Source organism: Aeromonas sp. FDAARGOS 1410 (assembly GCF_019048745.1).
GTDB classification, from domain to species: Bacteria; Pseudomonadota; Gammaproteobacteria; order Enterobacterales; family Aeromonadaceae; genus Aeromonas; species Aeromonas jandaei.
Window position 1 is genome coordinate 2,150,263 of the sequence record NZ_CP077401.1, and the last position, 14,913, is coordinate 2,165,175.

At 60.3% G+C, this 14,913-nt stretch carries 14 protein-coding genes; 10 read left to right on the forward strand and 4 right to left on the reverse strand.

Going from position 1 to position 14,913, the window contains the following annotated elements; all coding sequences use genetic code 11:
* Positions 1–88 precede the first annotated feature (88 nt).
* The 9 genes from tadA to I6L40_RS10215 all read left to right on the forward strand — a co-directional run bounded on the left by tadA (position 89) and on the right by I6L40_RS10215 (position 11,079).
* Positions 89–571 (forward strand): tRNA adenosine(34) deaminase TadA, encoded by a 483-nt coding sequence (gene tadA / locus I6L40_RS10175; protein ID WP_041209930.1) that lies wholly within the window; start codon positions 89–91, stop codon positions 569–571.
* Positions 572–776: 205 nt separating this feature from the next.
* Positions 777–3,014 carry an ABC transporter permease subunit gene (locus tag I6L40_RS10180; protein ID WP_198506333.1) on the forward strand — a complete coding sequence of 746 codons (2,238 nt, stop codon included), beginning with the start codon at positions 777–779 and terminating at the stop codon, positions 3,012–3,014.
* A gap of 16 nt (positions 3,015–3,030) precedes the next feature.
* A complete protein-coding gene (gene pstA, locus I6L40_RS10185) occupies positions 3,031–4,680 on the forward strand; it encodes a phosphate ABC transporter permease PstA (RefSeq protein WP_033114381.1) in 1,650 nt (549 codons plus the stop codon).
* Between the two features lie 109 nt (positions 4,681–4,789).
* On the forward strand, positions 4,790–5,608 hold the full coding sequence (gene pstB, locus I6L40_RS10190) for a phosphate ABC transporter ATP-binding protein PstB (protein ID WP_033114382.1): 819 nt from the start codon (positions 4,790–4,792) through the stop codon (positions 5,606–5,608).
* An 84-nt stretch (positions 5,609–5,692) separates the two neighbouring features.
* Positions 5,693–6,403: a phosphate signaling complex protein PhoU gene (gene phoU, locus I6L40_RS10195; RefSeq protein ID WP_033114383.1), complete on the forward strand. Its 711-nt coding sequence runs from the start codon at positions 5,693–5,695 to the stop codon at positions 6,401–6,403.
* A 192-nt stretch (positions 6,404–6,595) separates the two neighbouring features.
* Positions 6,596–7,918, forward strand: coding sequence for a hemolysin family protein (locus tag I6L40_RS10200; protein ID WP_041209873.1), 1,323 nt, complete (start codon positions 6,596–6,598; stop codon positions 7,916–7,918).
* 18 nt (positions 7,919–7,936) lie between these two features.
* Positions 7,937–8,479 (forward strand): hypothetical protein, encoded by a 543-nt coding sequence (locus tag I6L40_RS10205; protein ID WP_071911637.1) that lies wholly within the window; start codon positions 7,937–7,939, stop codon positions 8,477–8,479.
* 272 nt (positions 8,480–8,751) lie between these two features.
* On the forward strand, positions 8,752–9,654 hold the full coding sequence (locus tag I6L40_RS10210) for a homocysteine S-methyltransferase family protein (RefSeq protein WP_071911634.1): 903 nt from the start codon (positions 8,752–8,754) through the stop codon (positions 9,652–9,654).
* 9 nt (positions 9,655–9,663) lie between these two features.
* Positions 9,664–11,079 (forward strand): basic amino acid/polyamine antiporter, encoded by a 1,416-nt coding sequence (locus I6L40_RS10215; RefSeq protein ID WP_071911632.1) that lies wholly within the window; start codon positions 9,664–9,666, stop codon positions 11,077–11,079.
* Between the two features lie 97 nt (positions 11,080–11,176).
* On the opposite strand, the gene I6L40_RS10220 is transcribed toward I6L40_RS10215, so the two are convergent.
* Positions 11,177–12,016 (reverse strand): sterol desaturase family protein, encoded by an 840-nt coding sequence (locus tag I6L40_RS10220; protein ID WP_071911629.1) that lies wholly within the window; start codon positions 12,014–12,016, stop codon positions 11,177–11,179.
* Between the two features lie 181 nt (positions 12,017–12,197).
* On the opposite strand from I6L40_RS10220, the gene I6L40_RS10225 reads away from it, so the two are divergent.
* The gene (locus I6L40_RS10225; RefSeq protein WP_071911627.1) at positions 12,198–12,989 is read left to right on the forward strand and encodes an ABC transporter substrate-binding protein; all 792 of its coding nucleotides are present in this window, start codon (positions 12,198–12,200) and stop codon (positions 12,987–12,989) included.
* A gap of 130 nt (positions 12,990–13,119) precedes the next feature.
* Here I6L40_RS10225 and I6L40_RS10230 read toward each other — a convergent pair whose 3' ends face one another.
* Genes I6L40_RS10230 through I6L40_RS10235 form a run of 3 tightly spaced genes read right to left on the reverse strand, consistent with a single transcriptional unit; the run spans position 13,120 to position 14,912 of the window.
* Positions 13,120–13,863 carry an amino acid ABC transporter ATP-binding protein gene (locus I6L40_RS10230; RefSeq protein WP_071911625.1) on the reverse strand — a complete coding sequence of 248 codons (744 nt, stop codon included), beginning with the start codon at positions 13,861–13,863 and terminating at the stop codon, positions 13,120–13,122.
* Positions 13,847–13,969 (reverse strand): hypothetical protein, encoded by a 123-nt coding sequence (locus I6L40_RS21115; protein ID WP_255933075.1) that lies wholly within the window; start codon positions 13,967–13,969, stop codon positions 13,847–13,849. The genes I6L40_RS10230 and I6L40_RS21115 overlap by 17 nt, the downstream gene beginning before the upstream one ends.
* Positions 13,953–14,912 (reverse strand): amino acid ABC transporter permease, encoded by a 960-nt coding sequence (locus I6L40_RS10235; RefSeq protein ID WP_033114390.1) that lies wholly within the window; start codon positions 14,910–14,912, stop codon positions 13,953–13,955. The genes I6L40_RS21115 and I6L40_RS10235 overlap by 17 nt, the downstream gene beginning before the upstream one ends.
* Position 14,913: the final 1 nt, after the last annotated feature.

Consider the following 14,913-nt stretch of genomic DNA (forward strand, 5'->3'; position numbering starts at 1 on the left):
GCAGAGATTGAACAGACAGAGAGGCATGGCCGTGAAACCAGCAGAGGGGGCCGATGCGCCGGAACAGGCCGCAACGGATGAGAAGTGGATGCGCCATGCCATGGCACTGGCGGGCCGCGCCGAGGGGATCGGTGAGATCCCGGTTGGGGCCGTGCTGGTGCTGGGTGACGAGATCGTGGGGGAGGGGTGGAACCGCTCCATCAGCGAGCACGATGCCTGCGCCCATGCCGAAGTGATGGCCATCCGCGCGGCAGGTAGCCGGCTGGAGAACTACCGCCTGCTCGACACCACCCTCTATGTGACGCTGGAGCCCTGCTGCATGTGTGCCGGTGCCCTCATCCATAGCCGGGTCAAGCGGGTGGTCTTTGGCGCCCGGGATCTCAAAACGGGTGCGGCGGGGTCGGTGTTCGAGATCTTGCAGGACCCGCGTCACAACCACAGGGTCGAGCTGACCGCTGGTGTGCTCGCCGAGGCCTGCTCGACCCAGCTCTCCGATTTCTTCAAGCGGCGCCGCGCCGAGAAAAAGGCGGCCAAACTGGCGCTGCAACAATCGGGTGAGGCTTCCGCCTGAGCCTGTTGGCGGCGGGATGCACTAACCCGCCGCTTGTAATTTTTTAATCACTTTAAAAAAACAATCAGTTATTAGGCCTTCACTCCCTCTCTACTTTGGTATTCCGTCCCCTGTTTATCCTGCTTATTTAAGGTGGCTGGTGTAACAAAACTGTCATGCAACCGCCATATAATGCCGCCAAGCCTAGCTTACATTGAGGTTTTGCATGTCATCGGAATCGTTACACCTGGGTATGGCGGGGAGTCGAAAACGCCGCATCAAGGACAAATTGGCCAAGTACGGCGTCACCACGGGTGGGGCGCTGGTGCTGGTGGCGCTCCTGCTTATCTTCTTTTACCTGCTCTATGTGGTGAAGCCCATTTTCAATGGCGCCACGATGGAGCCGACCGCCTCGTTTACCCTGCCGACAAGCGGCAAGACCGCCTGGCTCGGGGTGGAGGAGCAGAACGAGATCGGTTATCGCTTCAGCGACAACGGGCAGGTCAACTTCTTCGCCGTGCAGGGCGATGGCAAGATCAAGGTCGGTCAATCCCTCGGTCAGGCTGAGGTAGCCGGTGACGTCACTGCCGTGGCGCCACCCGCGCCGGGTCAGAAGCTGATCGCCTACGGTTTTGCCGACGGCAAGGCACAGGTGGTTCAGCCCTCCTTCAAGGTCTCCTATCCCAACGATGTGCGTGTCATTGAGCCCAGCCTCCAGTACCCCTTCGGCGAAGAGCCGGTGGTAGTGGATCCCGAGGGCAAGGCGCTCAAGACCATGGTGTTTGAAGCCACCAAGGACAAGATGGCCGCCGCCGCCGTGACCGAAGATGGTCGTGGCGTGATGACGGTGATGAGCGGTGAGGAGAACTTCCTCTCCGGCGAGATCGAGTGGAGTGCCCAGAACTACACCATTCCCTCCCTGCCGCGCCATGTGGATCAGATGCTGCTCACCCCCAACCTGCGCATTCTGTTCGTGCGCGAGGGCAACCGCCTCTCTGTCTACGACATCCAGAACCTGAGCGATATCTCGGTGCGCAACGTGCTGGAGATCAACGCCCCCAATGCCAACGTGACCCGGGTCGAGCTGCTCTCCGGCGCCTCCTCCCTGCTGGTGGGCAACGACAATGGCGTTATCTCCCAGTGGTTTGAAGTGGCAAAGGATGGCAAACGCCAGTTCACCCAGATCCGTGACTTCAAGGGTGATGGCGCCGTGGCGCAGCTCACCCCGGAGCACTTTCGCAAGGGCTTCATCAGTGCCGACAAGGATGGCACCGTCAGCTTCTTCCATGCCACCGGCGAGACCAAGTTGCTGAGCGAGCATGTCGATGGCGGCGCCTTCTCTGCGCTGGCCATTTCGCCGCGCCACAACCTGCTGCTGACCCAGCAGGGCGATACGTTCAAGCTGTTTGCGGTGGAGAACGAGCACCCCGAGGTGACCTGGTCTGCCCTGTGGCAACAAGTGTGGTACGAAGGGTACCCCGAGCCCCAGTATGTGTGGCAATCCACCTCCGCCAGCAACGATTTTGAAGCCAAGCTGAGTCTGGTGCCGCTGGTATTCGGTACCCTGAAAGCTTCCTTCTATGCCATGGTGTTTGCGGTGCCGCTCGGCGTCGCCGGCGCCATCTACACCGCCTACTTCATGTCGGCGGGGCTGCGCAAATATGTCAAACCGACTGTCGAGATCATGGCGGCCCTGCCGACCGTTATCCTCGGCTTCCTGGCTGGTCTCTGGCTGGCGCCCATCATCGAGGGCTCCCTGCCCGGCGTGGTGCTGCTGCTGATCCTGCTGCCGGCGGGAATGCTGCTGACTGCGCTGGTGTGGAACTACCTGCCGGAGCGCAGCCGCACCTGGTTGCCGGAGGGGTGGCACGCCATCCTGCTCATTCCGGTGCTGCTCTTCATCGGTTGGGGGGCGTTCGCACTGAGCCCGCTTATCGAGAATGCCTTTATGCACGGTGATTCGCGCATCTGGCTGACCCACGACATGGGCATCAAGTTCGACCAGCGCAACTCGCTGGTGGTTGGTATCGCCATGGGCTTTGCGGTCATTCCGACCATCTTCTCCATCGCTGAAGATGCGGTCTTCTCGGTGCCCAAGCACCTGACCCAGGGCTCGCTGGCCCTCGGTGCCACCCCGTGGCAGACCCTGAGCCGGGTGGTGATCCTCACCGCCAGCCCGGGCATCTTCTCGGCGGTGATGATGGGCCTTGGCCGCGCCGTGGGCGAGACCATGATCGTGCTGATGGCCACCGGCAACACCCCCATCATGGACTTCTCCATGTTCCAGGGGCTGCGTACCCTCGCCGCCAACATTGCGGTAGAGATGCCGGAGTCGGAAGTGGGCAGCTCCCACTATCGGGTGCTGTTCCTCGCAGCCTTCGTCCTGTTCGTGTTCACCTTCTTGTTCAACACCCTGGCCGAGTTCATCCGTCAGCGGTTGCGTGAAAAATACAGCTCTCTGTAAGGACCAAGGAATGACAATGGGTAAGTGGTTTAAATCAGGGGCCCCGTGGATCTGGATGACCGGCGGCGCCGTCAGCCTGAGTCTGGTCGCGGTACTGGGGCTGTTGCTGCTCATCGGCTGGCGTGGTCTGGTCTACTTCTGGCCTCACCCCATCTATGAGTGGCAGCTGGAAGATGCGAGTGGCAACAAGAGCGTGCTGATCGGCGAGATCAATGATCGCGAGTTGGTGCCGGTGGAGCGCTTGCGCGCCGCAGGCCTGCCGCTCAAGGGGGAGGAGCGCGAGCTGCTGACCCGCTATCTGGTCAAGACCGGCAACCGCGAGTTTGTCGATCTGGACTTCCGCTGGGTGCTGGAGACCGACATCAAGTCACAGAGTCAGCCGGTCGAGCTCGCCATGATTGAGCGTGCCACCAACGGCAACTTCTACGGCTACATCAGTTCGGTCAAAGAGGATGGGCGCGAGATCACCACGGATCTGCACGCCGCTCTGCAGCGGGTGCTGGCGCGGGCCAATGGCCTCTCCGAACAGGCGAACGACCTGCAGAAAGGGGACATCGGCAGCATCAACTATCAGCTGGAGCGGCTGCGCCTCAAGGAGCGCAAGGCCGAGCTTGAGAATAACCTGACCGATCAGCTCAAAGCCCAGCTGGCGAGCGAGCGTCAGGCTCTCAACGATCGCTATCAGGTGCTGGAGAAGGAGCTCTTCTCCCTGCGCAGTCAGGCTGACCGAGACAGCATCACCGTCAAGGATATGCGTGGTGAGCTGGTGACCATGCCGATGTCCAAGGTACTGGATGTGGTGTGGCCCAATGACATGAGCCTGCTGGCCAAGGTGGGTTACTGGTTCCACCAGATCGGCAAGTTTGTCTCCGACGATCCCCGTGAAGCCAACACCGAGGGCGGGGTATTCCCGGCCATCTTCGGCACCGTCTTCATGGTGTTCCTGATGGCGATCATCGTGACCCCGCTCGGCGTGATTGCGGCGGTCTACCTGCACGAGTATGCGGGCAAGAACAGCCTGACCAAGCTTATCCGCATCGCGGTCATCAACCTGGCGGGCGTGCCCTCCATCGTTTACGGCGTGTTTGGTCTGGGCTTCTTCGTCTATACCCTGGGGGGCAGCATCGACCGCCTCTTCTATCCGGAAGCGCTGCCGAGCCCGACCTTTGGCTCACCCGGCGTGATCTGGTCGGCGCTGACCCTGGCCATCCTGACCCTGCCGGTGGTGATCGTCTCCACCGAAGAGGGGCTGGCGCGGATCCCGAGCACCATCCGTCAGGGCTCGCTGGCGCTGGGTGCTACCCAGGCCGAGACCCTGTGGCGCATCGTGTTGCCGATGGCGAGCCCGGCCATCATGACCGGCCTTATTCTGGCGATTGCCCGTGCGGCCGGTGAAGTGGCGCCGCTGATGCTGGTGGGGGTGGTGAAACTGGCACCGACCCTGCCGATGGATGGCAACTTCCCGTATCTGCATGTGGAGCGCAAGTTCATGCACCTGGGCTTCCACATCTATGACGTCGGCTTCCAGAGCCCCAACGTCGAGGCGGCGCGTCCTCTGGTCTACGCCACCTCCTTCCTGCTGGTGACGGTGATCGTTGGTCTCAACCTGACGGCTATCGGTATTCGCAACCACCTGCGCGAGAAATTCCGGTCGCTGGAACATTGATAGGCCAGCCACCACAGAGACGGGCAGGAGACAGGTCCCCTGCCAGCCAAGCGTTCCGGCCGCGGGCGATGAGATTGCCCGCCGCCACCGACAGATTTTGAGGTAACAGATGATCAACGTAACGACCGCCGCGACCCAGCATACCGCGACCGACCTGCTCAACCTGAGCCCGGAGCAGACCGCGCTGGAGGTGAAGGATCTCAACCTGTACTACGGCAGCAAACAGGCGCTGTTCAACGTCAACATGAAGATCCCCAAAGGTCAGGTGACCGCCTTTATCGGCCCCTCCGGTTGCGGTAAATCGACCCTGCTGCGCTGCATCAACCGGATGAACGATCTGGTGGAAATTTGCCGCATCGATGGCGAGATCCAGCTGCATGGTCAAAACATCTATGACAAGAGCGTCGATGTTTCCGCCCTGCGTCGTCGGGTGGGCATGGTGTTCCAGCGCCCCAACCCCTTCCCCAAGTCCATCTACGAGAACGTGGTTTATGGCCTGCGTCTGCAGGGGATCAACGATCGCCGTACCCTGGACGATGCCGCCGAGCGCTCCCTGCGCGGCGCGGCGCTGTGGGATGAGGTGAAGGATCGTCTGCACGACAACGCCTTCGGTCTTTCAGGTGGTCAGCAGCAGCGTCTGGTGATTGCCCGCGCCATTGCCATCGAGCCGGAAGTGCTGCTGCTCGATGAACCGACCTCGGCACTCGACCCGATTTCCACCCTCACCATTGAGGAGCTGATCAACGAGCTCAAGAGCCAGTTCACCGTGGTGATCGTGACCCACAACATGCAGCAGGCGGCGCGGGTCTCGGATCAGACCGCCTTCATGTACATGGGCGAGCTGATTGAGTACTCGGATACCAACACCATCTTCACCACCCCGGCCAAGAAGAAGACCGAAGACTACATCACCGGTCGCTACGGTTAAGGAGAGGAGAGGATGAACCACCACAAACAGATTGGCAGTCAATTCAACGGCTAAGGCATAATCGGAGCATCAAGGACTATTTGTATGGACAATATGAACCTCAATAAACATATCTCCGGTCAGTTCAATGCCGAGCTCGAGAGTGTGCGCAACCAGGTGCTGGTGATGGGTGGCATGGTAGAGCAGCAGCTCACCGACGCCATCGCGGCGATCCACGACCAGGATCTGGAAGCGGCGCGCAAGATTGTGGCCAATGACCACAAGGTCAACGCCATGGAAGTTGCGATCGACGAGGAGTGCACCCGTATCATCGCCAAGCGCCAGCCGACCGCCTCCGACCTGCGTCTGGTGATGGCCATCATCAAGACCATCACCGATCTGGAGCGCATTGGCGATGTGGCGGACAAGATCGCCCGCATGCTGACCGACAACGCCAACAAGCCGCAGCCGCCGCTGGTGTCGTTGGAGAACATGGGCCGCCGTACCATCAAGATGCTGCACGACGTGCTCGATGCCTTCGCCCGGATGGATCTGGACGCGGCACTGGCGGTCTACAAGGAAGATGACAAGGTAGACCGCGAGTACGAGTCCATCATCCGCGAGCTGATGACCTACATGATGGAAGATCCCCGCACCATACCGCAGGTGCTCAACGTGCTGTGGGCAGCGCGGGCTATCGAGCGGGTTGGCGATCGCTGCCAGCACATCTGCGAGTACATCGTCTACTACGTCAAGGGCAAGGACGTGCGCCACACCAAGGCGGACGATCTGGGCACCCTGCTGGGCAAGGGCTAAGCGAAAAGTGAATAAAAAGGCGCGTCAGGCGCCTTTTTTGTTGCATAACTGGTCGGAGTAAGATAAAGCCCCCAACTGGCTGTTTTCTGATAGAATACTCCCCCTGTGTGAGTCCCGGATGGACTCACGGTCCGGTCTCCCGGGCCCAGTTTGCCGTCTTGTGCTAAGGCGGGCGTAGCAATTAGGTTAATCATGAGTTTTGCCGATAGTTTGTTCTTTCTGATGCTGCTGGTTGGCGGCAGTGTGTTCTTCTCCCTCTCCGAGATCTCCCTCGCGGCCTCCCGCAAAATCAAATTGCAGGTGATGGCTGATGAAGGCAATCGTCAGGCCGAAAAGGTGCTGGCACTGCAGGCCCAGCCGGGCAATTTCTTTACCGTGGTGCAGATTGGCCTCAATACCGTTGCCATTCTGGGCGGTATCCTGGGTGAGTCTGCCCTCAACCCCGCCATCAAGGGGATCGTCTCCGAGTTCTATCAGGGCCCCTGGCTTGGCGAGATCAGCTCCGGTGCGTCCTTCGTGTTCGTCACCGGTATGTTTATCCTCATCGCCGACCTGATGCCCAAGCGCCTGGCCATGATCATGCCCGAGCAGATCGCCGTGGTGGTGGTGCGTCCCATGCTCTTCTTTGTCACCGTGCTGATGCCGCTGGTGTGGATCTTCAACGGACTGGCCAACGCCCTGTTCCGTCTGATGCGGGTCTCCACCGTGCGCAACGACGAGATCACCTCGGATGATATCTATGCAGTGATGGATGCCGGTGCCGAAGCGGGGGTCATCCAGCGCGAGGAGCATCAGCTCATCGAGAACGTGTTCGAGCTGCAGTCCCTTGGCGTGACCTCCGCCATGACCGCGCGCGAGAGCCTCATCTACTTCACCCTGCAAGAGGATGAAGAGAGCATCAAGGCCAAGATCGCCGAGCACCCGCACAACAAGTTTCTGGTCTGTGACCACAACCTCGACAGCATCAAGGGCTTTGTCGATGCCAAAGAGCTGCTGATCCGCGTCATCGGTGGCCAGAGCATCGATCTCAACAGCGGCTCGCTGGTGCAGAACGTCATCATCATTCCCGATACCCTCAACCTCTACGAGGCGATGGAGTACTTCAAGAACCACAGAGGCGACTTTGCCGTGGTGATGAACGAGTACGCGCTGGTGGTGGGTATCGTCACCATGAACGACCTGATGAGTACCGTCATGGGCGAGTGGGCTACCCACGTGGTGGAAGAGCAGATTGTGCAGCGGGACGAGAGCTCCTGGCTGGTGGACGGGGTCACCCCTATCTCCGACGTGATGCGTGCCTTCGATATTGAAGAGTTCCCTGACGATCAGAACTACGAGACCATCGCCGGCTTTATCATGTACATGCTGCGCAAGATCCCCAAACGGACCGATTCGGTCAAATATGCGGGTTACAAGTTCGAAGTGGTGGATATCGACAGCTACAAGATCGATCAGCTGCTGGTCACCCGGATTGAACCCGCTGTCGTTACCGACAAGCTTGCTCAGGATGCGTAAAAGGAGCTTTCAGGAGTCATGAAAATGCAGTCTCATTCCCGTGCGATCGCCTGTGTGGTGCTCGCTCTGGCACTCGGCGCCTGTAGCCAGAGTGCACCGCGCAAGGCGACCGTTACTGCCAAACCGGTGGCGCCAAAGCCCGCCGTGGTTGTGCCGCAGCCGGACCCCGATGCGGTGGTGCAGAGCGCTGTGGCTGAGCCCAGCCCGGTGTTTGACGAGGAGTATCACGGGCCGGAGCAGGGATCGCTGGAGTCGGTGACCGCCCTGTTTGCCCGTGGCTACATCGAGTCGGCCATGCGTGAAACCATGCTGGCGGCGGTGAAGAATGACTATCCGCTGCTCGGTATGCGAGATGTGCGGCTGACCGATCCGGTTTACAAGTTCCTCACCTCGACCCATGCCACCACCACGGCGCACGACTACCTCTATGCCGGTGTGCAACGTCGTCTGGGCCGCCCGCTCAGCCCTGCCCAGTGGGAGCAGATCTGGCGCCGCTTGCCGCAGGATGGTCGGGTATCCGACTGGGTGAAACAGATCAAGCGGGTACTGGCCGGACATTAAGCGGCCAGCTCACCATATCGCCACAAAGGCCACCTTCGGGTGGCCTTTTGCATTTCTGCGTTTGTCTCGCCGTGTGCATGCTGATTTCTGCTGCGACGGATTGCCGTTAGTGGCACTTTGTTTTATCTTGATTTGGCCATCTAAACATCTATATGTTTTTATGGCCATATCGTCGGGTACTTCACCCGGATGAAGCCGGACGATCTGTTGCGATTCAACATGAAACCGCAGATCAGCAAGACACATACGCAAATAACAAAGAGACACGACAGATGGAAACCAGGGAATTGTGGGTGCTGGATGGGGGCATGGGGCGCGAGCTGGCACGGCGAGGAGCGCCGTTTCGCCAGCCGGAGTGGTCGGCGCTGGCCCTGATGGAGGCCCCCGAGACGGTGCGCGAGGTGCATCAGACCTATGTGGCGAGCGGTGCCCGGGTCATCACCACCAACAGCTATGCATTGGTGCCATTTCATATCGGCGATGAACGTTTCTTTGCCGATGGGGAGGGGCTGGCAGCGCTGGCTGGGCAACTGGCCCGCGAGGTGGCTGACGAGCAGAAGGGCAGCGTGCAGGTGGCGGGTTCCCTACCACCGCTGTTTGGCTCTTACCGTGCCGATCTGTTCAAGGCGGACAAGGTGAGCGAGCTGGCTATCCCGCTGATCCGGGCGCTATCCCCTTATGTGGATATCTGGCTGGCCGAGACCATGAGCCTGATTGCCGAGCCACTGGCCCTCAAAGCGCTGCTGCCTGATGACGGCAAGCCGTTCTGGGTCTCCTTCACGCTGGAAGATGAGGCGCCGGGCAACGAGCCGCGACTGCGCTCCGGCGAGCGGGTGGCTGATGCGGTTAGCGCGCTGGTGGCGGCCGGAGTGGACGCCATCCTGTTCAACTGCTGTCAGCCCGAGGTGATCGAAGGGGCGCTCAAGGTTGCCCGCACCCGATTGCAGGCGCTGGGTCGCATCGACATTCGCCTCGGTGCCTATGCCAACGCCTTCCCGCCGCAGCCCAAAGAGGCCACCGCCAACGACGGGCTGGACGAGATCCGCGAAGATCTGGGGCCGCTGGATTATCTCGGCTGGGCCGAGCGCTGGCGCGCGGCCGGAGCGAATTTGATCGGCGGTTGCTGTGGTATCGGCCCCGAGCATATTCAGGCGCTGAGCAGCCGGTTGCGCTAAGGAGTCCCCATGAAAGAGAACAAGATTGGGCTCTGGTCTCTCACCGCGCTGGTGTTCAGCTCCATGGTGGGGGCGGGGATCTTCAGCCTGCCGCAGAATATGGCCGAGGTGGCAGGCGCCCGCGCCGTGCTGATCGGCTGGGGCGTGACGGGTGTGGGCATCCTGGCGCTTGCCATGAGCTTCCTTTACCTGTCGCGGTTAAGGCCGGATCTTGACGGCGGCATCTACAGCTATGCCCGCGCCGGTTTCGGCGATCTGGTGGGCTTCTTCTCCGCCTGGGGTTATTGGCTCTGTGCCACCATCGGTGTGGTGGGTTATCTGGTCATCGCCTTTGCGGCGCTGGGTAGTTTTATCGATACCCCCGAGCAGATCTGGTTTGGTGGTGGCAATACTCTGGCGGCGTTTGTCGGCGAGTCCTGCATCCTCTGGGCTGTACACCTGCTGGTGGCCCGTGGCGTGCAGCAGGCGGCGCTGTTCAATCTGGTGGCGACTCTGGCCAAGAGCCTGCCGCTGCTGCTGTTTATCCTGTTCGCCTGCTACTGGTTCGACCCGGTCACCTTCGCGGCGGATCAGCAGGGCAGCACTCTGGCGGTGCCGGTCTCCGAGCAGGTGCGCAACACCATGTTGATTACCCTCTGGGTCTTTACCGGCATCGAGGGGGCGGCGGTGTTGTCGGCCCGCGCCAGAAACCGGCGGGATGTGGGGACGGCCACCGTGCTCGGCGTGGTACTGGCGCTGCTGCTCTATGTGCTCATCTCGGTGCTGGCGCTGGGAATATTGAGCCGCCCGGAGCTTGCGGCCCTGCCCAACCCCTCCATGGCTGGGTTGATGGCCCAGATGACCGGCTCCTGGGGCAAGCTGCTCATCAGTGTCGGTCTTATCGTCTCGGTGCTCGCCTCCTATGTGAGCTGGACGCTGTTCTCGGCCGAGGTGCCGTTCAGCGCGGCCCGCCACGGCGCGTTTCCTGCCATCTTCCGGCGCCAGAACCGCAACGGCACTCCCATTGCATCGCTCTGGCTCACCAGCCTGACGGTGCAGACATGCCTGCTGCTGGTGTGGCTGCTCGGCAAGGGCTACACCAGTCTGCTGCTTATCTCCACCTCGATGATCCTGGTGCCCTACCTGCTGATCGGGTTGTTCTTGCTCAAGCTCTCGTTCAGCAGGAAGGGTGAGAGCATGCAAGGCAGGAGGTTAATGCTGGCGGTGGCACTGGTGGCGAGCGGTTACGGTTTCTGGCTGCTCTATGCCGCCGGGGTGGAGTATTTGCTGCTCTCCTTGCTGCTCTACGGGCCGGGTCTGTTGCTGTTTCTCTACAGCCGTCGTCAGCTGGGCACAGATCTTTGCCTGAGTGGCCGCGAGCGGCTGTTGGCCGGCGTGACCTTGCTGAGCCTGATCCCCGCAGTCTGGTCGTTCGCCCATCTCTGACACCGAAGAGGTGACTGACCATAAAAGAGAGCGCCACAGGGCGCTCTTTTTGTTATCAGGGATTGGTTATTAGGGACTTGCTATTCGGGGCGAAGGTTCAGCGGCTGGCAGGCCCGGCCGGTTTGCCAAACAGCACGGCGAGTTTTTGTCGCCACGGCAGGCCACGGGCGTCACGCAGCATGTCGCGCCACTCATGGAAGGTGAGAGTGAGGGGGTTGAAGCTGTGGATCGGCTTGGTGATGCCAAAGCGACATGGCTCGGCCGGGTCTTCTTCCACGAAGGTACCAAACAGCCGATCCCAGATAATCAGCACACCAGCAAAGTTGCGATCTATGTATTTGGCGTTGCTGGCGTGGTGCACCCTGTGGTGGGAGGGGGTGTTGAAGATCCACTCCAGCCAGCCGAGTTTGCCCACCACCTGGGTGTGGACGAAAAACTGAAAACCCAGGCTGAGCAGCACGGTGGCCACTACCGCTTCGGGCGGGAAGCCGATGACAATCATCGGGATCCAGAACAGCCACATGCCGGAGACCGGATACATCAGGCTTTGGCGAAAGGCGGTGGAGAGGTTGAGCCGCTCCGAGCTGTGGTGTACCACGTGGGAGGCCCACAGCCAGCGCACATGGTGGCTGGTGAAGTGGAACAGCCAGTAACAGAGATCCTGCAGCAGGAAGAGCAGCAATACGCTCCAGAAGTTCAGCTCGATATCGAACAGTCGCCAGCCCCAGAGGGTGTCATACAGATAAGCGATGGCGATGGCTGCCAATGCATCGCCCCCCTGATGCATCAGGGCCAGCGTGGCGTTGGCCAGCAGATCTTTCCACTGGTAGGTGGCGGTTGGAAAAGCTGCGCTATGTTTGCGCAGATAGGCCATCTCCCAGCCGATAAAAGCCAGAAAAATCGGGGATAGGTAGAGCAGGATCAGTTGCACATCCATGAGCAGGTATCCATTCAGAGCAATTGCTCTCCAGCATAAAGGATGAAAGCAATATTTCATTAACATTTTCGAGCCTCTTGCCCGATGGCTCTGGCGAGTTTGCAGTGAGGCCGCAATTCAATCCGGTGGATGGTGACCGCTGACTATGCTTGATGCAGATTGAGCGTCAGAGGATTGGGCGATGCGTATCTGTGTTTATCTGTTGCTGGGATTCTGCCTGCTGGCACAGGCTAAAACCCGAGTGGAGATAGTGGCGGATGCCAGCTATCCCCCCTACTCCTGGCAGGAGGGCAAAGAGGTGCGGGGGATCTATGCCGATATCATCCGTGAGGTAACCTCCGCCATGCCCGACTATGAGGTGGTGCTCAAACCGATGCCATGGCGCCGCGGTCTGAGCATGGTGGAGCAGGGCAGCGCATTTGCTATTTTTCCACCCTACTATATGCCGGATACTCGCCCCTATATCTGGCCCTACTCCCAGCCGCTGCTTGATGAAGAGCTGGTAGTGATGTGCGGCGCCAGTGTGGCTGCCAATACCCCGCAGGCAAGGTTTCCGCTCGACTATCAAGGGTTGCGTTTTGGCATGAATGCCGGTTTTGCCGTCGGTGGCGATGCCTTCTGGCAGGCGGTGAAGGAGAAGAAAATCGATGTGGAGGAGGTGAAGAGCAACCGGGAGAACCTGCTCAAGATTGTGCGGGGGCGGGTGGATTGCACCATCAACGATCGCCTCTCTCTGCTCTATGAACTGCTCGCCATGATCAAGGGGGATCAGCTGGCGGTGACCGATATCTCGTTGCTCAAACAGGGGCCCGTGCTCAGTCGGGAGCAGGGTTTTCTCGGTTACAGTCGCAAGGGGGATTTTCCCTACAAGGAGAGCTTTATCGAGCAGTTTGACAAGGGGCTCTATCAGCTCAAAAAGCGCGACGGGATCAAGCCCATCGTCGAGCGCTATCTGGGAAAGTCCCCGCGCTGAACCGCTAACCGCGGGAGCGGCTTCAGCAGCGAGTGGGTGTGGTGTCATCCGATCCGCAAAGAAAAAGTGAGAGGAACCATGGTTCCTCTCACTTTTTTACTGGCCATTTTAACTGGCTGTGGGTCTGCGTTTACAGCACCTGACTCAGGAACTGGCGCAGGCGCGGGGAGGGGGGATTGTCGAAAAACTCCGTTGGCTTCTCATCCACCAGCAGCTCGCCGCTCTCCATAAAGAGCACCCGATCCGCCACTTCCCGGGCAAAGCCCATCTCGTGGGTCACCACCACCATGGTCATCCCTTCGCGGGCTAGACCCTTCATGACATCCAGCACTTCCCCCACCATCTCGGGATCGAGCGCGCTGGTGGGCTCGTCAAACAGCATGATGCGCGGCTGCATGGCGAGCGCCCGGGCGATGGCCACCCGCTGCTGTTGACCACCGGAGAGCTGGGAGGGGTAGCTGCCCGCCTTGGCCGAGAGCCCCACTTTCAGCAACAGGGCCTTGGCGCGATCTTCGGCCTCCTTGCGGGGCAGTTTGCGCACTTTTTGCGGGGCGAGGCAGATGTTCTCCAGCACCGTCAGGTGGGGAAAGAGGTTGAAGGACTGGAACACCATGCCCACCTCTTCCCGCAGCTTGTTGACATCGCCCGGCTGGGTGAGGCAGATGCCGTCCACCACGATATCGCCATCGTTGATGGTCTCCAGCTGGTTGAGGGTGCGCAGAAAGGTGGACTTGCCGGAGCCGCTGGGGCCGACGATCACGACCACTTCCCCTTCGGCGACCTCGGTGCTGACGTTTTTCAGTGCATGCACTTCGCTGCCGTAGAACTTCTCTACACCGGTCGCCTTGATAATCGGATCAGTTGCTGTACGCATATTTCGCCTCCAGAAAACGAACCGGGAAGGCGAAGGGGGTGCCGTTGATGGCTGCACTTCTCGACGCCTGTTGCACCTTGATGATGGGATCAGTTGCTTTTCGCATATTTCACCTCGAGACGGCGCACCAGAAAGGAGAGAGTACCGGTCAGCACCAGATAGAGCAGCGCCACGGTGAACCACACCTCGAACGGGCTGAAGGTAGAGCTCACCACCTCGCGCCCCGCCTTGGTCAGATCGGTGATGGAGATGACCGACACCAGCGAAGAGTCCTTGATCAGGTTGATGAACTGCCCCGCCAGTGGCGGCAGTACCCGCTTGAACGCCTGCGGCAGGATGACGTAGCGCATGGTCTGGGCCGAGGTGAGACCCAGACTGCGACCCGCTTCCATCTGCCCCTTGTGGATGGAGCTGATGCCGGCGCGGACGATCTCCGCCACATAGGCACCGGTAAAGACGGCCAGTGCCGCGACCCCGGCTGTGAAGCGATCGAGGTTCAGCACGGTGCCGATAAAGAAGTATACGATGAAGATCTGCACCAGCAGCGGGGTGCCGCGAATGAGCTCCACATAGGTGACGGCCAGATTGCGCAGGGCCGGGTTGGGGGAGAGTCGGGCCAGTCCGGCCAGGGTGCCGAGCAAAATGGCGAAGATGCCCGCCACCAGCGAGAGCTTGATGGTCATCCAGACGCCCCAGGCGATGGGGCCGGCGGTCCAGCTCAGCTGGATATCGAGGGCATCGCCGCGAAAGACGGTATCCCCTTCGCTGACTTGCACACCGCTGGTCGCGATGGGCTGGCGCTGGTTGGGGTCGAGATCGTTTTGCAGGAACAGTTTGCCTTTCTCTGCGGCAGTGGTGCCGGCCACCACGGTGCCGTCAAACTCGGCGTAATTCTTCTGTTCGGCCTGATAGGCGATGTACTGGGGAATGCGTTCCCAGCGCCAGGTGTAGTCAACGGATTGCACCGCCTTGTAGATGCCGAACACGGCCACCAGCAGCATCAGCAAAAAGACGCCGTGCCAGAGCAGCGGGTTGGGCTGTTTTTCCATC

Excerpts from the sequence above, each read along its gene's own strand:
- I6L40_RS10215 (WP_071911632.1), top strand. The coding sequence starts at position 9,664 with ATGAAAGAGAACAAGATTGGGCTCTGGTCTCTCACCGCGCTGGTGTTC.
- tadA (WP_041209930.1), top strand. The coding sequence starts at position 89 with ATGCGCCATGCCATGGCACTGGCGGGCCGCGCCGAGGGGATCGGTGAG.
- pstA (WP_033114381.1), top strand. The coding sequence starts at position 3,031 with ATGGGTAAGTGGTTTAAATCAGGGGCCCCGTGGATCTGGATGACCGGC.
- pstB (WP_033114382.1), top strand. The coding sequence starts at position 4,790 with ATGATCAACGTAACGACCGCCGCGACCCAGCATACCGCGACCGACCTG.
- I6L40_RS10210 (WP_071911634.1), top strand. The coding sequence starts at position 8,752 with ATGGAAACCAGGGAATTGTGGGTGCTGGATGGGGGCATGGGGCGCGAG.
- phoU (WP_033114383.1), top strand. The coding sequence starts at position 5,693 with ATGGACAATATGAACCTCAATAAACATATCTCCGGTCAGTTCAATGCC.
- I6L40_RS10225 (WP_071911627.1), top strand. The coding sequence starts at position 12,198 with ATGCGTATCTGTGTTTATCTGTTGCTGGGATTCTGCCTGCTGGCACAG.
- I6L40_RS10235 (WP_033114390.1), bottom strand. The coding sequence starts at position 14,912 with ATGGAAAAACAGCCCAACCCGCTGCTCTGGCACGGCGTCTTTTTGCTG.
- I6L40_RS10200 (WP_041209873.1), top strand. The coding sequence starts at position 6,596 with ATGAGTTTTGCCGATAGTTTGTTCTTTCTGATGCTGCTGGTTGGCGGC.
- I6L40_RS10180 (WP_198506333.1), top strand. The coding sequence starts at position 777 with ATGTCATCGGAATCGTTACACCTGGGTATGGCGGGGAGTCGAAAACGC.
- I6L40_RS10230 (WP_071911625.1), bottom strand. The coding sequence starts at position 13,863 with ATGCGTACAGCAACTGATCCGATTATCAAGGCGACCGGTGTAGAGAAG.
- I6L40_RS21115 (WP_255933075.1), bottom strand. The coding sequence starts at position 13,969 with ATGCGAAAAGCAACTGATCCCATCATCAAGGTGCAACAGGCGTCGAGA.
- I6L40_RS10205 (WP_071911637.1), top strand. The coding sequence starts at position 7,937 with ATGAAAATGCAGTCTCATTCCCGTGCGATCGCCTGTGTGGTGCTCGCT.
- I6L40_RS10220 (WP_071911629.1), bottom strand. The coding sequence starts at position 12,016 with ATGGATGTGCAACTGATCCTGCTCTACCTATCCCCGATTTTTCTGGCT.